The following is a 21,386-nucleotide window of genomic DNA, read 5'->3' on the forward strand; positions in this document are numbered from 1 at the left end:
CAAGGCGGCGTAAAAAAGCGCGGCTGTTAAAGGCTTTGTAACTCAGCCCACAAAAACCATCTTTTGATTTTTTGTGGCATAGTACCCTCCATCCTGAACGAGAGAGAACAACAATGAAACGCCCGGATTATCGAACGCTTCAGGCGCTGGATGCTGTGATTCGTGAACGCGGCTTTGAGCGCGCCGCGCAAAAACTTTGTATTACGCAGTCTGCGGTGTCGCAGCGTATTAAACAGCTGGAAAATTTATTCGGCCAGCCGCTGCTGGTGCGTACCGTGCCGCCACGCCCGACAGAACAGGGGCAGAAGTTGCTGGCGTTGTTGCATCAGGTGGAGCTGCTGGAAGAAGAGTGGCTGGGTGATGAAAATGGCGGCACCACGCCGCTGCTGCTGTCGCTGGCGGTCAACGCCGACAGTCTGGCCACCTGGCTGCTGCCCGCGTTGAAAGATGTGCTGGCTGACTCCCCGGTACGCCTCAACATTCAGGTCGAAGACGAAACCCGCACCCAGGAGCGTTTGCGCCGGGGTGAAGTGGTGGGCGCGGTGAGTATCCAGCCGCAGCCGTTGCCGAGCTGCCTGGTGGATCAACTGGGTGCGCTTGATTATCTGTTTGTGGCTTCACCTGAGTTTGCCAATCGCTACTTCCCGAATGGTGTGACGCGTTCGGCGCTGCTGAAAGCCCCGGCCATCGCCTTTGATCATCTGGATGATATGCATCAGGCGTTTCTGCAACAGAATTTCGATTTGTCACCGGGTAGCGTGCCCTGCCATATCGTTAACTCGTCAGAAGCCTTCGTCCAACTGGCTCGTCAGGGTTCGACCTGCTGTATGATTCCGCATTTGCAGATTGAGCGCGAACTGGCGAATGGAGAACTGGTGGATTTAACGCCTGGCTTGTACCAGCGCCGGATGCTGTACTGGCACCGCTTTGCTCCGGAAAGCCGTTTGATGCGCCGCGTTACCGATGCGTTGATTGCCCATGGGCACCGCGTATTGCGTCAGGATGATTTAGCGGCCTGACAGCCGCACGCATGCGTAGCGACGCGCGACTGCGCGCCGCTACGAAAATATCACGGTGTATTCGGTTTGATATCGAATACCACATCCACCTGATCGTCAAAGTGAATGGTCTGCTGCTCGTAGGTCTGCTGCGCTGAGGTATCCGCCTCAGGAGCCGCCGCTTTGAACATGCGTGCCATCGGCATCGGCTGATAGTTAGCCACGTGATAGCGGATGCTATACACCGGGCCGAGTTTGGCGTTAAAACCTTCGGCCAGTGCCGTCGCCTGCTGAGTCGCATTGGCGATCGCCGCTTTACGCGCCTGATCCTTATAGGTCTGTGGATTTGCCACACCAAGATCCACCGCACGAATCTCATTCAGACCGGTTTTCAGCGCGCCATCCAGCAGTTCATTCAGCTTGTCCAACTGGCGCAGTGTAACCTGCACCTGGCGCACTGCACGGTAGCCTTTCAGCACCGATTTCCCCTCTTTGGTGTAATCGTACTCCGGCTGCGTGCTGAGGTTAGCAGCATCAATATCTTTCTTCTCGATGCCATTTTTTTGCAGGAAATCAAAGTATTGTGCAACACGACTGTCAGCCTGCTTTTTGGCATCCGCCGCGTCTTTCGACGAAACATTCACCACAATCGAGAGCGTAGCAATATCCGGACGCGCCTCGACACTTGCCTGTCCTGAAGTGACCACATGCGGGCCATTCGGCAGTTCGTCGGCCTGAACCATCGCAGGCAATGCGCCCGCGCTCATTACGGCGGCCAGCGCCAGTGCTTTGAGTTTCACGAAAGTCCTCCTTGAAGATTCAATTCTGAGGTCGCCACTATGGCGAAGCCTGCTACACATTACCATGCGTGATGGTCTGAGTTTTGATTCAGCGAAAAGTTCGGGCACTCTGCTGTTTTATCGTCTCCGCGATCACAAAATAACCAACCCTTATTCGCTGAATTTGCCCACTGATGTTTCTATTAAAGAAACACTCTGACCTCCGGGAGCGTTCCACGATGACAGAGCAGCCGATAACCCAAACCCAGGTGTGTGTCCGTGCCGGGCGCACACGCTTTCTGATGCTTGGCCTGGTGTTTATTAACATCATCATTAATTACATGGACCGTACCAACCTGTCGGTCGCGGCCACCGCCATCGCCGGAGAACTGCGCTTTACCCCCCTTGAGATGGGGCTGATCTTCTCCGCGTTTGGCTGGATTTATGCCGCGTTGCAGATCCCCGGCGGTTTTCTGATCGATCGTCTGGGCGCACGGTTGGTGTATGGCATCGGGTTGTTTGTCTGGTCGCTGGTGACGGCATTGCACGCGTTCGCCGGTAGCTTCCTCGCGCTATTTGGCCTGCGCCTCGGCGTCGGTGCCTTTGAAGCCCCGGTGATGCCCGCCAATAACCGGGTGATCTCCAGTTGGTTCCCGGAACAGGAACGCGCCAGCGCCATCGGTATTTATTCTTCGGCGCAGTTTGTCGGTCTCGCCTGTATGACCCCGTTGCTATTCCATGTGCAGGATGCGTTTGGCTGGCGCGGTTTGTTTTTGATTACCGGTTTCGCAGGCATGATTTGGGCGCTGGTGTGGTATCGCCTGTACCGCGAACCCACCGAGCACCAAGGGGTTTCACAGGCTGAGCTGAATTATCTGCGCAGCAATGGCGCACTGACAGATAGCCATCAAAACCTACAGCAGCCACGCGCGCGCTGGCAGGATCTGGCGCAGATGTTCCGCAGCCGTAAGTTGGTGGGTATCTACATGGGTCAGTTCACCATCTCCGCCACCTTTTGGTTCTTCCTGACCTGGTTTCCGACCTATCTGGTGCAATACCGTCATATGGCGTTTATCAAGAGCGGTTATGTGGCGTCACTGCCTTACTTTGCCGCTTTCTGCGGTGTGCTGCTGGCGGGTTTTGCCTCGGACCGCATGATACGCCGCGGCGTGTCAGCCAGCGTGGCACGCAAACTGCCGGTGATTCTCGGGCTTTCTCTGACGTTGTTTATCCTCGGGGCCAATTACACCGACAACTCCGCGTTGATCATCCTGTTTATGTCGATCGCCTTCTTTGGCAACGGCCTGGCGACCATTACCTGGGTATTCGTCACGGCGCTGGCACCGCGTCATTTGATTGGGCTGGCCGGTGGCGTGTTTAACTTCACCGGCGCGCTCTCTTCAATAGTGGTACCGATTGCCATTGGCGCATTGATCGATGGTGATAATTTCGCGCCAGCGCTGGCCTTTATCGCCGTGCTGGCCAGCATCGGCATCGCCAGCTATTTGTTTATCGTCGGGAAAATCGACCATGTCAGCGCGCCATAGTCATGCGCTGTGCCAGCGCCTGCAACTGCGTCAGTCGCTGCTGGAGGTGCGGCTCATCCGCCTGCCAGATTTTGGCAAACGCCAGCGCCGCACGATTGTTATTAATCGGCTGCGCCATGCTGACTTCGCCATCCTCACGATGCCAGATCAGGGTGTCCTTCGTGCGTTTACGCGCCAGCAGCGGCGCAATTTGCGCCCATTGTTCGTCAGTGAAACGCGGCCGCAGAGCGTCATCGCTTTCCGCAGCCAGCAGCGAGACACCAATGACCGATTGCCAGGCAGGCAGCATATGGTAGCCCGCCAACGCCTGGCTGGTGCTGGTGCGTTCACCCGGCTCCGAGTGCCAGATATAGATCACCTGGTCCTCCCACAACACGCCCAACGCCACCACGATATCGCGCGGTGCGTTGGCTTCCAGCTGCGGCAGCGCCTGCGCAAACAGCGACGATCCGCGTATCGCCTGCGCCGCCAACGCATGGACCCCCGGCCCTGGCAGATAGCGGCGATGCTCATCCTGCATCGTCAGACCAATCGAGGCCATGGTCATCAGCAGACGGTTGACCCGCGTGCTGTTCATCCCCATCTGGCGTGCCAGTTCGCGGCAGCCAACGGCTTTGCCACTGGAGACCAAATATTGCAGGCAGCGAATACCGTCAATCAGGCTTTGATTGGGTTGAGAAGACATACGTCACCCTGTGGCGGTCAAAAATTTAATCTTAGCGTCAGAGTTACAGGAATGAAATGATGCAAATTTTCTCTTCTCAGGACACACGCCAGTTTCCCCTGCAACCTTTACAGGCCGATGTGTTGATCGCCGGTGGCGGTCTGGCCGGTGTCTGCGCAGCACTGGCCGCCGCGCGGGATGGTATGAAGGTGGTGTTGATTCAGGATCGTCCGGTGCTGGGCGGTAATGCCTCCAGTGAAGTCCGCTTGTGGGCCAATGGTGCCACCTCGCACATGGGGAACAACAATCGCTGGGCGCGCGAAGGCGGCATCATGGGCGAGATTATGGAGGAGAACCTGTGGCGCAACAAAGAAGGCAACCCGGTGCTGTTTGATCTGGTGCTGCTGGATCTCGTTCAGGCACAATCCGGCCTGACGCTGCTGCTGAACACCACCGTCAATGACATCGAGAAATCAGGCCGCCAGTTGCAGGCGGTGCACGCTTTTAACGCCATCAACCAGACACGCTATCGGGTAACGGCCCAACAGTTTATCGATGCCAGTGGGGATGGGGTACTGGGTTATCTGGCGGGTGCTGCGCATCGTGTCGGCGCGGAATCCGTCGAGGAGTTCGGCGAGAAGATGGCCCCTGGCGAGCATTTCGGCCACAAACTCGGCCACTCCATCTACTTCTACACCAAACGTACCGCAGAGCCGGTGCGCTTTATCCCCCCGGGCTTTGCCCTGAAAGATATCCAGGCCATCCCGCGCTATAAACGTCTGACGTCAGAACTGAACGGTTGCGATCTGTGGTGGCTGGAATGGGGGGGACGACTTGATACCGTGCATGAGAGTGAAACCATCAAATGGGAACTGTGGAAAATCGTCTGGGGCGTGTGGGATTACATCAAGAATTCCGGTGAGTTTCCTGATGCGGAAAACCTGACGATCGAATGGGTTGGCCTCATCCCCGGCAAACGCGAAAGCCGCCGTTTTCTCGGCGATACGCTGTTGTGTCAGCAGGATATCGTCGAACAACGCGATCATTATGACGCTGTGGCCTATGGCGGCTGGTCGATTGATCTGCATCCCGCCGATGGCGTCTACAGCGAACATGATGGTTGCCGTCAGTTTCACAGCAAAGGCACCTACACCATCCCGTTTCGCGCCTTGTACAGCCAGTCGCTGGATAACCTGCTGCTGACGGGTCGGCTGATCTCCGCGACCCATGTGGCCTTTGGTAGCGCACGCGTGATGTGTACTTGCGGCGTACTTGGTGAAGTGGTGGGACGCGCCGCCGCGTTATGCCAGCAACAGCACCTTATCCCGGCGCAACTGGCGGCGGCTGAGCGTATCGGGCAGTTACAGCAGCATTTGCTGCGTCACGGGGCTTATATTCCGCGCCAACGCCTGATCGACCCGTGTGGCACGCCGCAGGTCCACGTCAGCAGCACGCTGCAACTCCGCGCCCTGCCCGCTGATGGCGGCTGGCAGCCACTGGCATCACGTTGTGCGTTACTGCTGCCCGTGAAAGCCGGAGAGCGTTTGCCCGCCTTGCAGGTGTCTCTGCGGGCAGCACCGCAACAGGTGTTGCAAGTAGCGCTGCTGACCAGCGACAACACGGCCAATACCTGTGGCGACCGACATCTGGCCAGCCAAACGCTGAAGGTGAGCGATCAGGGCGAATATCGGCTGGATTTTGCGTATCGCGCCGACTGTGATCGTTACCTGATGATCGCCTTCGACGAGAATCCGGCGATTGAGATTGCCCTGACCCGCCAGCGTCTGCCGGGCATCATGATGGTGTTTAACAGCCTGAACCCACGGGTGGCAAAACGTACTCGCCAAATCAATGACGGCGATTATGGTGTCGATGAGTTTGATTTCTGGCTACCGCGTCGCGCACCACAACAAACACTCATCGCTTTTGCCCTTGAGGCTCCGCTGCAACTGTGGCACCGCGACGCTCTACTGAACGGCAAATTGCGCCCGGAAAGCCATACTCATTGCTGGGTTCCGGCACCCGACGACAGCGCGCCGGTGGTCAGTTGGCAATGGTCACAACCGCAGCAGGCCAGTCAGCTCACCTTGTTATTTGATAACGATTTTGACCATGCGATGGAGACGGTACAGATGGGCCATGCCCAGGCGGTAACGCCGCATTGCACCACCCATTACCGTCTATGGCTGGATGAGGTGTTGTTGATCGAGGTGAACGATAACCACCATTCACTCCGCCATCATGCATTACCCCAAGGGGTGAGTTTTCGCCAAATACGGCTTGAACTGCTTGCCACGGCGGGCGCTCTGCCCGCCGTTTACGGTTTGCATCTGCATCACCCGTTGGCAATGCCCTGACGCGCCAGCTGGAACGCAATCACCCACATTACCGTGCCCACCAGCAGGTTGATAATGCGCTGCGCCCGTAAGGTGCGCAGCCGGGGTGATAGCCATGCGGCCAACAGCGCCAGACCAAAGAACCAGATCACCGAGGCACTGACGCTGCCCAACGCAAACCATCGGCGCGCGGCCTCCGACGGCAGCTGACCGCCGAGGCTACCCAGTACCACAAAAGTATCGATATAAACGTGCGGATTGAGCCAGGTCACCGCCAGCATGGTGGCGATAATGCGCCAGCGCCCCTGTTTCATCACCTCTGCGGATGCCAGCGACACATCCCCCTGCCAGGCGTTACGCAGTGCGCCCCAGCCATACCAGCTCAGAAAAGCCACGCCGGTCCAGGTGATGATCATCAGCAGCAACGGGGACTGATTGAGCAAGGCGCTACCGCCAAAAATACCGCCACAAATCAAAGCAATATCACTCAAGGTGCAGAGTGCCGCAGTCATCAGATGATAATGACGCTTGATGCCCTGGTTCATAACGAATGCGTTTTGCGGACCCAGCGGCAGAATAAGCGAGGCCCCAAGAGCAAGCCCTTGTAAATAAACAGATAACACGGGAATTTTCCATCAACATAGGTGATGGCGTGAAGTATAAAGGCGTGAAATTATTAGAGGAAATGGAAAAAATTAATGGGGTATTAGTGATAATGATAGCGTAGCGGCGCAATTTATCGCGCAATTCCGTGCGCGGTGCCGGAAAAAACCGCGCGATAAATCGCGCCGCTACGTTTGGGGATTATTCTGCGCGTTCAGCCACCGCTGCCTCGTTTTTCACCGGATGGAAATGCACATCCATCTGCGGATAAGGGATACCGATGCCGTGCGCGTCCAGCGTGCGCTTATAGTTTTTCAGCAGGTCCCAGTAGACGTTTTGCAGGTCGCTGCTTTTGCTCCAGCAACGCACGACGAAGTTGAGCGAAGAGGCCGCCAGTTCGTTCAGACCAATCTGGATACCCATATCCTTCAACACACGATCGTCTGCTTCGGTCACCTCTCTCAGCAAACTAATCACCTGGTCCACATCCGCATCGTAGGCTACGCCGATAATAAATTCGTTACGACGAATCGGTTCACGGGAGTAGTTCACGATATTACCGGCAATGATTTTACCGTTCGGCACCACCACAATTTTGCCATCGGCGCTTTTCATGGTGGTGGAGAAAATCTGCACGTTCTGCACTGTACCCGTCACCCCGCCGAGATCGACGAACTCACCGGTACGGAACGGGCGGAAGGTCACCAGCAACACGCCAGCGGCGAGGTTAGAAAGTGAACCCTGCAAGGCCAGACCCACGGCCAGACCTGCGGCACCCAGCACGGCGATGACCGATGCGGTCTGTACGCCCACGCGTCCCAGCGCAGCGATAATGGTAAAGGCGATAATCCCGTAACGTACCAGCGCTGACAGGAAGTCAGCCACGGTAGCATCGATATGGCGCGCCACCAGCACGCGGTTAACCGCATTGGAGATAATACGTGCCACCAACATGCCGATGATAATGATGGCAATCGCTGCCACAATATTCACGGCATAGCTCAGGATCAGTTCCTGATTACGTACCAGCCATCCACCCGCGTTATGAATGCCGTCAACGACATTTAAATCTTCCATTTGTTAGCCCTGTTGTTGAGTTTCCCGCAGGAAAGAACCAAAACTGCCAGAAAGAATCCGACACTCCCGCGTACAAGGGTAAACAATAATGGGAGCCAGCGCCAAAGATGGTCAGAATTTACTGAATAATCCGAAAATAATGCATAAAAAAAGGCCCTTTCGGGCCTTTTTTGTACTGTAAGGAAAAATTACAGCACGTCGATAGCGTTAAGCTCTTTGAAAGCCTGTTCCAGACGAACCACCATTGATGCCTGGGCAGAACGCAGCCAGACACGCGGATCGTAGTATTTCTTGTTCGGGCTATCCACGCCGTTCGGGTTACCCAACTGGCCTTGCAGATAGTCTTCGTTCTTTTTGTAGTACTGCAGAATACCGTCCCAGGTCGCCCATTGGGTGTCGGTATCGATGTTCATCTTGATCACGCCGTAGCTGATAGACTCTTCGATTTCCGCAGCAGAAGAACCGGAACCACCATGGAACACGAAATCCAGCGCGTTGTGCGGCAGGTTGTGTTTCTTCGAAACGTATTCCTGAGAATCACGCAGGATGGTCGGGGTCAGCTTCACGTTACCCGGTTTGTAGACGCCGTGAACGTTACCGAAGGATGCCGCGATAGTGAAACGCGGGCTGATTTTGCTCAGTTCGGTGTAAGCGTAATCCACGTCTTCCGGCTGGGTGTACAGGGCAGAAGCGTCCATGTGGCTGTTGTCCACACCGTCTTCTTCGCCGCCGGTGCAGCCCAGTTCGATTTCCAGGGTCATATCCAGTTTCGCCATACGCGTCAGATATTTGCTGGAGATCTCGATGTTTTCTTCCAGTGACTCTTCAGACAGGTCAATCATGTGAGAAGAGAACAGCGGCTTACCGGTTTTGGCGAAGTGGGCTTCACCCGCGTCCAGCAGACCGTCGATCCACGGCAGCAGTTTTTTCGCGCAGTGGTCAGTGTGCAGAATAACCGGCACACCATACAGCTCAGCCATCAGATGCACATGGTGCGCACCCGCGATAGCGCCGGCAATCGCCGCGCCCTGCGGTTTGTCGGTTTTGTAACCTTTACCCGCGATGAAAGCAGCACCACCATTAGAGAACTGAACGATGACCGGCGATTTCACTTTCGCTGCCGCTTCCAGTACTGCGTTGATGGAATCTGTGCCGACGCAGTTTACTGCTGGCAGGGCGAATTTGTTCTCTTTCGCCACTTTAAAGATTTTCTGAACGTCATCACCAGTGACAACGCCGGGTTTTACGAAATCAAAAATTTTAGACATGGTTGTGTCCTGTTTCGTTTACCGTTCATCCCCGAATCGAGGGGGACTGGATTTTATGCCCCATAGCGTCAGGGCAAGTCTTCAGGCGACGCCAAAGCGCCGCCCCCAAATGATTACTGCTTCGCGCGCTCTTCCAGCATGGCTACGGCTGGCAGTTTTTTACCTTCCACGAACTCGAGGAATGCGCCACCACCGGTAGAGATGTAGGAGATCTTGTCTTCGATACCGAACAGATCAATCGCAGCCAGGGTGTCACCGCCGCCCGCGACGGAGAACGCTTCGCTATCAGCGATAGCGTTAGCGATGATTTCGGTGCCTTTGCGGAAGTTCGGGAATTCGAACACGCCAACCGGACCGTTCCACATAATGGTTTTGGCGTCTTTCAGCAGTTTCGCCATGGCCAGTGCGGTTTCGTCACCGAAGTCCATAATTTCTTCGTTATCCGCAACTTCGGAAACCTTTTTCACGGTTGCCGGTGCGGTTTCAGAGAATTCTGTGCCTACACGGGAGTCGGTCGGAACCGGGATACCGTACTGGTCACGCAGACCTTTAGCCGCTTCAACGAAGTCTGGCTCGTACAGGGATTTACCGACGTTGTTGTCGATAGCCACGAAGGTGTTAGCGATACCGCCACCGACAATGACGGTGTCAGCGATTTTCACCAGCGATTGCAGCACGTCGAATTTGGTAGAGACTTTAGAACCACCAACGACAGCCACCAGCGGACGCTGCGGGTTGCTCATCACTTTGCCCAGCGCTTCCAGCTCAGCAGAGAGCAGCGGGCCGGCACAGGCGATCGGGGCGAATTTACCCACGCCGTGTGTTGATGCCTGCGCACGGTGCGCAGTACCGAAAGCATCCATCACAAACACGTCACACAGGGCAGCGTATTTTTTGGACAGGGCTTCGTCGTCTTTCTTTTCGCCTTTGTTGAAGCGCACGTTTTCCAGCACAACCAGCTCACCTGCACCGACTTCAACGCCGTCGAGGTAATCTTTAGCCAGGGTAACTGTGGTGCCGTTCAGTTTGTCTTTCAGATAGTTAACAACCGGCAGCAGGGAGAACTCTTCGTTGTATTCACCTTCGGTCGGACGACCCAGGTGAGAGGTAACCATCACTTTCGCGCCCTGTTTCAACGCCGCTTCGATGGTGGGCAGAGAAGCACGGATACGTGCATCAGACGTCACTTTCCCTTCTTTCACTGGTACGTTGAGATCGGCACGGATCAGAACACGTTTTCCAGCAAGATCCAGATCGGTCATCTTAATTACAGACATGGTGAACCCTCTCGTTGATTCTCATAAGTTTTGCCAGACGCAGACCGCGTCTTACCTGAAACCGCGTGCGGCCATTGCTAACGTTGTATCGAGCATGCGGTTAGCAAAGCCCCATTCGTTGTCACACCAAACCAGGGTTTTGATAAGGTGGTGACCGCTGACCCGCGTTTGCGTGCCATCCACAATGGCACTGTGCGGATCATGGTTAAAATCTACTGAGACTAACGGTAATTCCGTATAGTCAACTATACCACGAAATGCCCCTTCTGATGCGTTTTGCAGCAAGGCATTGACCTCGCATGCCTTCACCGCCTGACGGACTGAAACGCTCAAATCAATGGCTGTCACATTGATGGTTGGCACACGTACCGCGATAGCTTCAAAGCGATCGTTAAATTTCGGAAAAATGCGCGTGATGCCCGCCGCCAGACGCGTATCCACCGGAATGATCGATTGGCTGGCAGCACGGGTACGGCGCAGGTCGCTGTGATACGCATCGATCACCTGCTGATCGTGCATCGCCGAGTGAATCGTGGTGACAGTGCCCGATTCAATGCCAAACGCGTCATCCAGCAACTTTATCACCGGAATAATACAGTTGGTGGTGCAGGATGCGTTGGAGACAATGCGGTCAGTTTGTTTAAGAGCCTGTTCGTTCACGCCGAACACAACGGTGGCATCCAGATCGTTACCGCCCGGATGCGAGAACAACACCTTCTTCGCGCCCGCCTGCAAATGGGCTTCGCCATCGGCACGGCTACCGTAAACACCGGTACAATCCAGCACGATATCGACATTCAGTTCCTGCCACGGCAGGGTGGCGATATCGGCCTGGTGCAGGATACGAATGGTATCGTCACCGACAAACAGCAGGTCGCGTTCCTGGCGCACGTCAAAGGCAAAACGTCCGTGGCTGGTATCGTACTTAAGCAGATGCGCCATCCCGACGGCTTCTGCCAGTTCGTTAATCGCTACCACGGTGATTTCCGCTCTGCGCCCTGTTTCATAGAGCGCACGCAGCACATTACGCCCGATACGACCAAAACCATTTATAGCTATGCGAACGGTCATCTTTCCTTCAACCACACCTGAAAAAACGTGCCGATAGCCTGAGCGTTTCATCCCATTTTGTACAGGGAATTCTTGCCCGTTGCTGATAGCGGGAAGAGACAATATCGTCACAACTGAAACGGTTCAGCTAGGATAAAGCAAGGAAGGAATAACAGGAATGATTGTGATCAACTGCGCTGCTGATTATTGGATCTACGTCACAAAATCAGCCAATTTAAGATTATTACTGGAGGAATAATTGGGCGGCCACCAGGCCGCCCACAGGTCTTACAGAATGGATTTCGCAGTCGCGACCACATTGGCCACGGTGAAACCAAACTCTTCGAACAGCTTCTCGGCCGGAGCTGACTCACCGAAGCTGGTCATGCCGACGATTGCACCGTTCAGGCCGGTGTATTTGAACCAGTAGTCCGCGATACCGGCTTCGATTGCCACACGTGCAGCAACCGCTTTCGGCAGTACGGATTCACGGTAAGCCGCATCCTGTTTGTCGAACGCATCGGTCGACGGCATGGAAACCACGCGTACCTTGCGGCCTTCGGTGGTCAGCTGGTCGTAAGCACCGACCGCCAGTTCCACTTCTGAACCGGTGGCAATCAGGATCAGTTCCGGCTGACCGGCACAATCCTTCAGCACATAACCACCGCGTGCCACGTTAGCCAGCTGCTCGGCGCTACGATCCTGCTGCGCCAGGTTCTGACGGGAGAAGATCAGCGCGCTCGGGCCATCTTTGCGCTCGATGGCGTATTTCCACGCCACGGCGGATTCCACCTGGTCACACGGACGCCACAGGCTCATGTTCGGGGTGGTGCGCAGGCTGGCCATCTGCTCAACCGGCTGGTGCGTCGGGCCGTCTTCGCCCAGACCGATGGAGTCATGGGTGTAGACCATGATTTGACGGATCTTCATCAGCGCCGCCATACGTGCCGCGTTACGCGCGTATTCCACAAACATCAGGAAGGTAGCGGTGTACGGCAGGAAACCGCCGTGCAGGGCGATACCGTTGGCAATCGCGGTCATACCGAATTCACGCACGCCGTAGTGGATGTAGTTACCGGCTGCATCTTCGTTGATCGGCTTCGAGCCGGACCACATGGTCAGGTTGCTCGGTGCCAGGTCCGCAGAACCGCCGAGGTATTCCGGCAGGATTTTGCCGAAGGCTTCGATGGCATTCTGTGAGGCTTTACGGCTGGCGATTTTCGCCGGATTGGCCTGCAACTGCTCAACAAATTTCTGTGACTCTTCTGCCCAGTTGGCCGGCAGTTCGTTGTTCATACGACGTTTGAATTCGGCAGCCAGTTCCGGGTGCGCAGCAGCGTAGGCGGCGAATTTCTCGTCCCATGCCGCTTCTTTCGCTTTGCCTGCTTCTTTGGCATCCCACTGCGCATAGATGTCTGCCGGGATCTCGAACGGTGCGTAGTCCCAGCCCAGCTGTTTGCGGGTCAGCGCCACTTCGGCGTCGCCCAGCGGTGCGCCGTGGGAGTCGTGGGTACCGGCTTTGTTCGGAGAACCGAAACCGATGATGGTTTTGCACATCAGCAGGGATGGCTTGTCAGTAACGGCTTTGGCTTCTTCCACCGCTTTTTTGATGGCGTCGGCGTCGTGACCGTCCACGCCGCGCACCACGTGCCAGCCGTAGGCTTCAAAGCGTTTTGCGGTGTCGTCGGTGAACCAGCCATCCACGTGACCGTCGATGGAGATGCCGTTATCGTCATAGAAGGCAACCAGTTTGCCCAGCTTCAGCGTACCAGCGATGGAGCACACCTCGTGTGAGATACCTTCCATCATGCAGCCGTCGCCCATAAACACGTAAGTGTTGTGGTCCACGATGTCGTGGCCCGGACGGTTGAACTGCGCAGCAAGGGTGCGCTCAGCGATCGCGAAGCCCACGGCATTCGCAATGCCCTGACCCAGCGGGCCGGTGGTGGTTTCGACGCCAGCGGTGTAGCCGTATTCCGGGTGACCTGGAGTTTTGGAATGCAGCTGACGGAAGTTCTGCAGCTCGCTCATCGGCAGATCGTAACCGGTGAGGTGCAGCAGGCTGTAAATCAGCATCGAGCCGTGGCCGTTAGACAGCACAAAGCGGTCGCGTGCCGCCCATTGCGGGTTGGTCGGGTTATGGTTCAGGAAGTCACGCCACAGCACTTCGGCAATGTCCGCCATGCCCATCGGCGCACCAGGGTGTCCCGATTTGGCTTTCTGTACTGCATCCATACTTAACGCGCGAATGGCGTTGGCAAGCTCTTTACGAGAGGGCATTTTCTACTCCAGGTCGGATTAATACTTCGCCGCTCCTAACTTATTGTAATTAATCAGCTATCAGGCGAAGCAAGGAAAAAGTCGCACATCAATGTACATGAAAAACGGGGCAAAAGTACATGCTACGGGGTGCTAAATCTGGTGGTCAGAGGTTGCAATTCAGCTGCTGTCTGCTAGCCAGCAAAGCGCTTGCAGGCTATAAACAAAGCGTTTAAACACCGGCATCAAGTTCAGGTGTTTGTTTTTACTACCTTGTTACTCTGAGGATTCTGGAATGAAGATCCAAACGACCATCATTGCCTTTGGGATAGCTGCCTTGTTGAGCGGCTGTGAAGGATTCGACAACAATGCGTTGCTGCAATCCGGCGCGCAGGCGTATCAGGCTTATGCGTTAAGTGACGACCAGGTGAAGCAGCTGAGCGATCAATCCTGTGCGCAGATGGATAAGGATAATCAGCTCGCCCCGGCGAACAGTGAGTACCAGCAACGCCTGAATAAAATCGGCGCAGCGCTGGGTGACAACATCAACGGTGTGCCAGCTAACTATAAGGTCTATCTGACCAAAGATGTGAATGCCTGGGCGATGGCGAATGGCTGCATCCGCGTCTACAGCGGCCTGATGGATATGATGACCGATAACGAGGTCGAGGGGGTGTTGGGTCATGAGATGGGCCATGTCGCCCTGGGTCATACGCGTAAAGCGATGCAGGTGGCCTTCGCGACCACAGCGGCGCGTACCGCGGCAACATCAATGGGAGGCGTTATCGGTTCGTTATCCCAATCGCAACTGGGGGAACTGGGCGAGCAGTTGGTGAATGCGCAGTTCTCACAAACGCAGGAATCAGAAGCGGATGATTATTCGTATGATTTGCTGAAGAAGCGCGGCATCAATCCAATGGGGCTGGCGACCAGCTTCGAAAAGTTGGCGCAACTGGAACAGGGACGTCAAAGCTCGATGTTGGATTCGCACCCCGATTCCGCAGCGCGCGCGCAGCATATTCGTGACCGGATTGCTGCCGACGGGAAATAACGCACCGTAGCGGCGCGATTTATCGCGCGTCTTTTCCGGCACGATGCACGGCATTGCGCGATAAATCGCGCCGCTACGGGAACTGACCTAACGCTTGAACAGCTGATCGACCATCGACCCCAAATCCAACTGATTATCATGCAAACTCTGATCGTCCAGTTGACCCTGCGGCGACATTTTATCAATCAGTTGCGGCAGCAGCAGCGCCAGGGTGCCGGACGCGCCCTGTACATCGGTACCGAGCTTATCCGCCAGTGATTGCAACTCCGGCTGACCAAACGCCGACTGCATATCGCCACTGTCCACCGGCTGATTGTTGCCGGTGCCAATCCACGAACCCAGTACGTCGCCCAGCCCACCCTGCTGAAACTTATGCAGCAGCGCTTCAATACCGCCCTGCTCCTGCACCCAGCTCCAGATAGCCTGCAACTGGCCCAGTTGACTGCCCTGCCCCTGGCCGCCTTCCAACGATCCGACTAAATCATCCAGTAAGCCCATAGTGACCTCCGAAGATTAATTGACCGTCAGTAAGTTTAGCCCTTATTCGCCGCCTGCACGTGCAGCATATCCAGCGCCAGCGTCGCCGCCGCCAGCGAGGTGAGATCGGCGTGATCGTAACCCGGTGCGACTTCCACCAGGTCCATCCCAACGATGTTCATCCCTTGCAGGCCACGAATCAGCTTGGTGGCTTTATCGGTGGTCAGACCGCCAATCACCGGCGTGCCGGTGCCAGGCGCATGGGCCGGATCAAGGCAGTCGATATCAAAGGTCAGATACACCGGCAGGTCGCCCACGGTGCGCTTCACTTCAGCCAGGATGTCATCGACGCTGCGATCGTTGACCTGCGCCGCATCCAGCACGTTAAAGCCGAGGCTCTTATCAAACTCGGTACGGATACCGATCTGTACGGAATGCTGCGGATCGATCAGACCTTCTTTCGGCGCGGTGAAGAACATGGTGCCGTGGTCAAAGGTCGGGCCGTTGGAGTAGGTGTCGGTGTGCGCATCGAAATGCACCAGCGCCATTTTGCCGAAGTGTTTGGCATGGGCACGCAGCAACGGCAGCGTGACGTAATGATCACCGCCAAAGGTCAGCATACGCTTGCCGTTCGCCAGCAGTTTCTCGGCATGGGCCTGCAATTTATCAGACAGATCCTGAGAGTCACCGAAGGCGTACACCAGATCGCCGCAATCCACCACGTTGAGGCGCTGACGCAGATCGAAGTCCCACGGCCAGCGGCAGCCTTCCCAGGCGAGGTTAGTGGAGATCTGACGGATGGCACCCGGCCCTAAACGGCTGCCCGGACGACCCGACGTCGCGGCATCGAAAGGTACGCCAGTGATCACCCACTCCGCGTCGCTGTCGTAAGGCTGGAAATTAACCGGGAAACGCATGAAACCGAAGGCGTTCGAAACCAGTGAGTTATCGTACTGATTGCCGAGGGTGTTATACATAAATCGTCCTCTTTATATCCTGAATCTGCGTGACATTAAGTTTATAGGTGAAATATGACCAAAAAAAATCCCTTCCGCGTCGTTAAACCCGACGAGGAAGGGATTTGATGCTGCTGATTATCGCCAGGATTGTCGTTGTCTGCAATTAACGTTCGCGCAGAGCTTCTTTGGCGCGGTTAAACGGTTTAATCAGATAATCCATCACGGTCTTCTCGCCAGTTTTGATATCAACCGTCGCAACCATCCCGGGGCTGATCGAGAAACGTTTACCGGCTTTGTTCTGCACAAAATCGTGATCGGTGCGGATATACACACGGTAGTAGTAAATTTCCGGCTTCACCTCATCCTGAATGGTATCCGGTGAAATGCTCTCCACGACCCCTTCCAGACCGCCATAGATCGAGTAATCATAAGCGGAGATTTTCACCAGCGCTTTCTGATCCGGGTGAATAAAGGCGATATCGCGTGGTGACAGGCGCGCCTCGATCAGCAGATGATCATCCATTGGTACAATGTTCATCAGCTCACCATTGGGCGGGATCACGCCTCCCACTGTGGTGACCTTGATATCTTTCACTACGCCACGCATCGGCGCACGGATGGTCAGGCGGCTGACAGTGTCTTCACGCCCTCTCACCGTCTGCAACAAGCTATCCGCCTCAGCCGTGGCTTTCGCCAAATCCTCACGCGCCTGGACGTAATATTGCGAGCGCATATCGGTCATTTTTAGCTCAAGGTCAGATTTATCACGCTGCAATCGCAACACTTCGACGCTACTGGCCGCGCCGGTTTTCGCCAGGCGTTCGGTAATCGCCAGCTCGCGGTTAGCGAGGTTGAGCGATTGCTGGATCTGGGCGGTTGAGTCCTTCAACTGCGCACGGCGGGTTTTGTACAACCGGGTTTCTGACGCAATCAGGTCAGGAAACTTGTTCAACTCTGCCGGGAAGCTGAGCGGCAGATCGTTGACCTCAGCATTAAGACGGGCACTGGCCGCCAGTGCCGCACGATAGCGCGCCGCACTTTCGCCGACGCTCGACTCCGAGCGGATCGGGTCAAGTTTTGCCACCACCTGACCGGCTTCAACGTGGCTGCCCTCATGCACATAGATTTCGTCAAGGATGCCGCCTTCCAGCGATTGCAGTACCTGATCATGGGAACTGGGGATCACTTTGCCGGTGCCGGTGGAGACTTCATCCAGCACGCCAAAATATGCCCACACGCAGGTGACCAGCAATAACAAAGCGCTGATGACAATCAGCCGCACGGCACCGGAATAATGCGTTTCCGATTGCAGATCGCCCGCCAGATCGTCAGAGGAGTCCCCTTCTGCCGCGACCAGGCGCAATTTTCCAGGTAACTGTTTCATGGGTTGGCCTCCGGACGTGCATTGTTAGCACGCGGTGGCGGCAGCGCATTCTCTTTCGGGCTATCCATCACCAGTTGTCCCTCCTTCAGCACCAGGATGCGATCCACCAACGCGAGGATCGCCGCCCGATGGGTGGCAACCACCAGCGTGCGGCCATTCAGCCACAGCCCGAGCCGTTCGATAAACTCTTTTTCGGTGTGATCGTCCAGCGAAGCGGTTGGCTCATCCAGCAATACGATATTAGGATCGCGCAACAGCATGCGCGCCAGCAGCACTGACTGGCGCTGTCCACCCGATAACCCGACTCCCCCTTCCATTACCGGATGATCGAGGCCGAGCGGTAATCGATGGATAAAATCAGCCCCGCCGCTGACCACCAGCGCGGCAAAAATGGCGTCATCGGTAGCGTGGGCAGCACCCATGGTCAGGTTTTCCCGCAGGGTGCCGTGGAACAAGCGCGCATTCTGCGTCATCAGACCGACGTTACGCCGCACATCCGCCAGATCGATATGCGGCAAGCTGAGGTTATCCAGCAGCAATTCCCCACCAATCAGCTCCACACCGCCGATCATCGCCTGCAACATGGTCGATTTACCGGCCCCGTTGCGTCCCAGTATCGCTATGCGTTCCCCCTGTTTGATCGTCAGGCGGTTAATGCGCAGTGCGACGGTAAGCGTATCGCTGTAGTAACGGAACATCGCCTCGTTGAACTGATAGTTGCCAAACAGCACCGGGCAATGAATGCGGGTTTCGTCGGTACTGTTTTCCACTGGCAGCGACATCAGACCATCGAGGCTGGTTTTCGCCGCTTTGACCTGCTGCCAGCGCGCCAGCACGCCGCACAACGTTGCCATCGGCGCGATCATGCGCGATGACAGCAACGACGCCGCCACAATCGCACCGGTCGTGATATCGCCATCAATCACCATGGGAGCGCCAATCACAATCACCGTGGCGTACACCATCCCCTGGATAGTGACTCCCCAGCTAATCAGCGAGTGCATCGCCTTACGGGTCTCGACCCCGGACTGCGCGGTGATGCGGATGTAGCTGTTCCACTGTTGCAGGAAGCGATCTTCCGCCTGCATCAGTTTGATGTCCTCCAGCCCCTGCACGCTCTCCACCAGTACCGCGTTGCGGAGCGTCGACTCTTTCAACGCCTGCTGCGCCAGTTTCGACAGTTTTTTCTGCATAAACAGGCCCGGCAGTACCATCAGGATCACCGCCACCGGGGCGATCCACGCCAACTGCGGCGCAATGATCGCCATCACCAGTAAAAACAGCAGGAAGAACGGCATATCCACAATCGCCGTTACCGTGGTGGAGGTGACCATTTCACGAATCGCCTCCAGTTCACGTAACTGCGAGATAAAGGTGCCGGTCGAACGCGGTACCGCGCTGTTGCGCAGACGCAACGCATGACCAAACACCCGGTCTGACACGCGCATATCCGCACGCTTCCCGAGCAGATCGGTAACATGGTCACGCCCGACGCGCAGGATGTAGGTGAACACCACCGAAATCATCACGCCGATATAGAGGACATACAATGTCGGATAGGATTGCGCCGGAATCACCCGGTCATACACCTGCATTGAGAAGATAATGCCGACCAGTGCCAGCAGGTTGATCAGGAAAGATCCCAGCATCACATAGCCGTAAGGGCGCAGATCTTTCAGTACCAGACGACGCAGCCAGTCCGGCTTGATGGTTTCCAGATAACGATCGACCCGACTGTCTTTGGCGGGTGCCAGCGGGCGAAACGCCGCGGCAAAACGGACCTCCGCCAGCAACGCCAGCAGGGAAAGCGGCGTTGGCTGTTCGTCACCGGCAAAGTGCACCCGCACTTCGTCTTCGCCATCGAAGGACGTAATCACCCCGACCTGACCATCATTCAGTTCGACCGCCAACGGCAATCGCCAGTGGGTCACTTCCCATTTCTCACCGTCGTATAATTGCAACGACAAGCCCGCCTGTCGCGCCAGATGGCGCAGCGCCTTATCGCGCGTCTGTTTGCCCTGCCATTCGCTGGAGGCCAGGATCATGCCCGGCGAGCAGGGTAAACGATAATGGGTGGCGATCTGGATGATCGCCGTCGCCCATCCCTGTAACGGCACACCGCCTTCCGCATGGTCGGGTTTGGCACCGGGGGTTTCGGGAATCTGCAGTTGCGTCATGGCTGGATCTCCACGGACTGGATGCGCTGATTATTCAGAGCAAACGCCGACCGCATATGCCCGGTGCTGTAGAGGCAATCGAGCTGCAGTGAGCGTAACTGACTGATGGTTTGCTGAAGCGTAAAACGGGTCTGGTAGACCTCCTGTTCGGCGTTCAGCACGTCAAGCAGCGGGCGCGTGCCAAGCTGCAAATATTGGTCCTGGTAGAGTTGCTGCGTTTTCTCCGTCAGCTGCTGCTGTCGTCCCAAAATGTTGAGGCTCAGCGCCAGGCTTTGCGAGGTATTCTGCGATTCACTCAACTGCTGGCGCGCTTTAAGCCGTGCCGAGTTCACTGCCGCATTGGCCGCGCTGAGAGCATTGGCCGCGGCATCACGACTGGCGCTCATTCCCCCGCCCTGATAGATCGGCATCTCGACCTTCACCCAGGCGGAATACTGGGTGCGATCCAGCGTTTCGCTGCTGGCATAGTGATTGTTGAGATAATGCGTCACTTCAGGTTCGAGTGAGATGGTTGGCAGCATCTGCGCATTGGCGTTATCCAGTTTGGCCTGCGCCTGATTGGCCGCAGCCCAGGCGGACAGCACTGCCGGAATCAGACGATCTTCGGCCTGAGACGACTGGCAGGAACGCATCAATTTGGCCGGGAAATCATCACTGACTTTATTGACCGTTGGCCAGCCAAGATAGGTTGCCAGCGTGGCACGCCAGCGATCCAGATTGGCCTGATACTGCGTCAGGGTGCTGCGCGCACCTTCAATACGGGCATCGGTTTGCGTAGCATCAGAAAGGGACGCCGCCCCTTCATCATTGCGCTGCCTGGCTAAATCACCAATTTTATTCAGCGAAGCCAGTTGTTGTTGCGCGATGATCACCAGTTGCTGAAAACCCTGTACTTCGATGAGCGCGGCTGCCGTGTCATGCGCCACCGTATCAATGCTGACCAGCACGTTGGCCTGCTCTTCAGCGACACCGGCTTCCGCCGATCTCACCGAGCTGCTGACCTTACCGAAGTCATACAGCATCTGGGATACCGACAGGACAAACGAGGGACTGTAGCCCTTTTCGGTATAGGTATTGGAGTAGCCGTTATTCATCCCGGCACTCACCTGTGGATAATATTTTGCCTTCGCCACATCGACCTGATTGGCTTGCTCCAGCAATTTTCCCACGGCTTCAGCGATATCCGGATGCCAGTGCACCGCGCGTTGTACCGCCTGATTGAGCGTCAGGGTGTCGGGAATATGGTTCAGTGCGGGTTCGGCAACTTCGCCGGTTAATGAGGGCAGATCCTGCTGTTGTGACAGACCTTGGGTGGTAATGCGACCGGCTTTAGTTAGCGCGTCGTCAGCCGCCATTGATTGTGATTGAGAGAAAAAAGCGATGCCAGCACAGAAAACGCTGAGCTTCCAGGAACGGCGATATATTGCGCTTGATTGCATCAGGTCCATCGATACTCCACCAGTCATTAAGAGAAAGGGGC

17 protein-coding genes are annotated in these 21,386 nt (G+C 56.1%); 4 read left to right on the forward strand and 13 right to left on the reverse strand.

What is annotated here, in order from left to right:
* The first annotated feature begins 113 nt into the window (after window positions 1-113).
* Complete coding sequence (locus PAT9B_RS16130) at window positions 114-1,019, forward strand: LysR family transcriptional regulator ArgP (protein WP_013510342.1); 906 nt, start codon at window positions 114-116, stop codon at window positions 1,017-1,019.
* Between the two features lie 50 nt (window positions 1,020-1,069).
* Here PAT9B_RS16130 and PAT9B_RS16135 read toward each other — a convergent pair whose 3' ends face one another.
* Window positions 1,070-1,798, reverse strand: a complete 729-nt coding sequence (locus tag PAT9B_RS16135; protein WP_013510343.1) for an oxidative stress defense protein — start codon at window positions 1,796-1,798, stop codon at window positions 1,070-1,072.
* A 218-nt stretch (window positions 1,799-2,016) separates the two neighbouring features.
* On the opposite strand from PAT9B_RS16135, the gene PAT9B_RS16140 reads away from it, so the two are divergent.
* The gene (locus PAT9B_RS16140; protein ID WP_013510344.1) at window positions 2,017-3,324 is read left to right on the forward strand and encodes an MFS transporter; all 1,308 of its coding nucleotides are present in this window, start codon (window positions 2,017-2,019) and stop codon (window positions 3,322-3,324) included.
* Here PAT9B_RS16140 and PAT9B_RS16145 read toward each other — a convergent pair.
* Window positions 3,311-4,009, reverse strand: a complete 699-nt coding sequence (locus tag PAT9B_RS16145) for an IclR family transcriptional regulator (RefSeq protein ID WP_013510345.1) — start codon at window positions 4,007-4,009, stop codon at window positions 3,311-3,313. The two genes, PAT9B_RS16140 and PAT9B_RS16145, sit on opposite strands and share 14 nt — an antisense overlap.
* Before the next feature lie 59 nt (window positions 4,010-4,068).
* Between PAT9B_RS16145 and PAT9B_RS16150 the strand changes: the two genes are divergently transcribed.
* A complete protein-coding gene (locus tag PAT9B_RS16150) occupies window positions 4,069-6,345 on the forward strand; it encodes an FAD-dependent oxidoreductase (RefSeq protein ID WP_041525844.1) in 2,277 nt (758 codons plus the stop codon).
* Here PAT9B_RS16150 and argO read toward each other — a convergent pair.
* The 6 genes from argO to tkt form a co-directional block, all read right to left on the reverse strand.
* Window positions 6,324-6,947 (reverse strand): arginine exporter ArgO, encoded by a 624-nt coding sequence (argO, locus tag PAT9B_RS16155; RefSeq protein WP_013510347.1) that lies wholly within the window; start codon window positions 6,945-6,947, stop codon window positions 6,324-6,326. The genes PAT9B_RS16150 and argO overlap by 22 nt on opposite strands.
* Window positions 6,948-7,128: 181 nt before the next feature.
* Window positions 7,129-8,004 (reverse strand): small-conductance mechanosensitive channel MscS, encoded by an 876-nt coding sequence (mscS, locus tag PAT9B_RS16160; protein WP_013510348.1) that lies wholly within the window; start codon window positions 8,002-8,004, stop codon window positions 7,129-7,131.
* 188 nt (window positions 8,005-8,192) lie between these two features.
* Window positions 8,193-9,272: a class II fructose-bisphosphate aldolase gene (fbaA, locus tag PAT9B_RS16165; RefSeq protein WP_013510349.1), complete on the reverse strand. Its 1,080-nt coding sequence runs from the start codon at window positions 9,270-9,272 to the stop codon at window positions 8,193-8,195.
* A gap of 113 nt (window positions 9,273-9,385) precedes the next feature.
* A complete protein-coding gene (gene pgk, locus PAT9B_RS16170; protein WP_013510350.1) occupies window positions 9,386-10,549 on the reverse strand; it encodes a phosphoglycerate kinase in 1,164 nt (387 codons plus the stop codon).
* Window positions 10,550-10,600: 51 nt separating this feature from the next.
* Window positions 10,601-11,620 (reverse strand): erythrose-4-phosphate dehydrogenase, encoded by a 1,020-nt coding sequence (gene epd, locus PAT9B_RS16175; RefSeq protein WP_013510351.1) that lies wholly within the window; start codon window positions 11,618-11,620, stop codon window positions 10,601-10,603.
* Window positions 11,621-11,887: 267 nt separating this feature from the next.
* On the reverse strand, window positions 11,888-13,879 hold the full coding sequence (gene tkt, locus PAT9B_RS16180) for a transketolase (protein WP_013510352.1): 1,992 nt from the start codon (window positions 13,877-13,879) through the stop codon (window positions 11,888-11,890).
* Window positions 13,880-14,153: 274 nt separating this feature from the next.
* Here tkt and PAT9B_RS16185 point away from each other — a divergent pair, with 274 nt between their 5' ends.
* Entirely contained in the window at window positions 14,154-14,909 is a 756-nt protein-coding gene (locus PAT9B_RS16185) for a M48 family metallopeptidase (RefSeq protein WP_013510353.1), read from the forward strand.
* 87 nt (window positions 14,910-14,996) lie between these two features.
* Here the strand turns inward: PAT9B_RS16185 and PAT9B_RS16190 are convergent, their stop codons facing one another.
* The 5 genes from PAT9B_RS16190 to PAT9B_RS16210 all read right to left on the reverse strand — a co-directional run bounded on the left by PAT9B_RS16190 (window position 14,997) and on the right by PAT9B_RS16210 (window position 21,261).
* Window positions 14,997-15,407, reverse strand: a complete 411-nt coding sequence (locus PAT9B_RS16190) for a YidB family protein (RefSeq protein ID WP_013510354.1) — start codon at window positions 15,405-15,407, stop codon at window positions 14,997-14,999.
* A gap of 35 nt (window positions 15,408-15,442) precedes the next feature.
* Complete coding sequence (gene speB, locus PAT9B_RS16195) at window positions 15,443-16,363, reverse strand: agmatinase (RefSeq protein WP_013510355.1); 921 nt, start codon at window positions 16,361-16,363, stop codon at window positions 15,443-15,445.
* Between the two features lie 145 nt (window positions 16,364-16,508).
* A complete protein-coding gene (locus PAT9B_RS16200; RefSeq protein WP_013510356.1) occupies window positions 16,509-17,729 on the reverse strand; it encodes an HlyD family type I secretion periplasmic adaptor subunit in 1,221 nt (406 codons plus the stop codon).
* Window positions 17,726-19,906 carry a type I secretion system permease/ATPase gene (locus PAT9B_RS16205; protein ID WP_013510357.1) on the reverse strand — a complete coding sequence of 727 codons (2,181 nt, stop codon included), beginning with the start codon at window positions 19,904-19,906 and terminating at the stop codon, window positions 17,726-17,728. The genes PAT9B_RS16200 and PAT9B_RS16205 overlap by 4 nt, the downstream gene beginning before the upstream one ends.
* Window positions 19,903-21,261: a TolC family outer membrane protein gene (locus tag PAT9B_RS16210; protein ID WP_223300486.1), complete on the reverse strand. Its 1,359-nt coding sequence runs from the start codon at window positions 21,259-21,261 to the stop codon at window positions 19,903-19,905. Before PAT9B_RS16210 ends, PAT9B_RS16205 begins: the two co-directional genes overlap by 4 nt.
* Window positions 21,262-21,386 lie beyond the last annotated feature (125 nt).

The sequence above is a fragment of the Pantoea sp. At-9b genome (assembly GCF_000175935.2).
GTDB lineage: Bacteria > Pseudomonadota > Gammaproteobacteria > Enterobacterales > Enterobacteriaceae > Pantoea.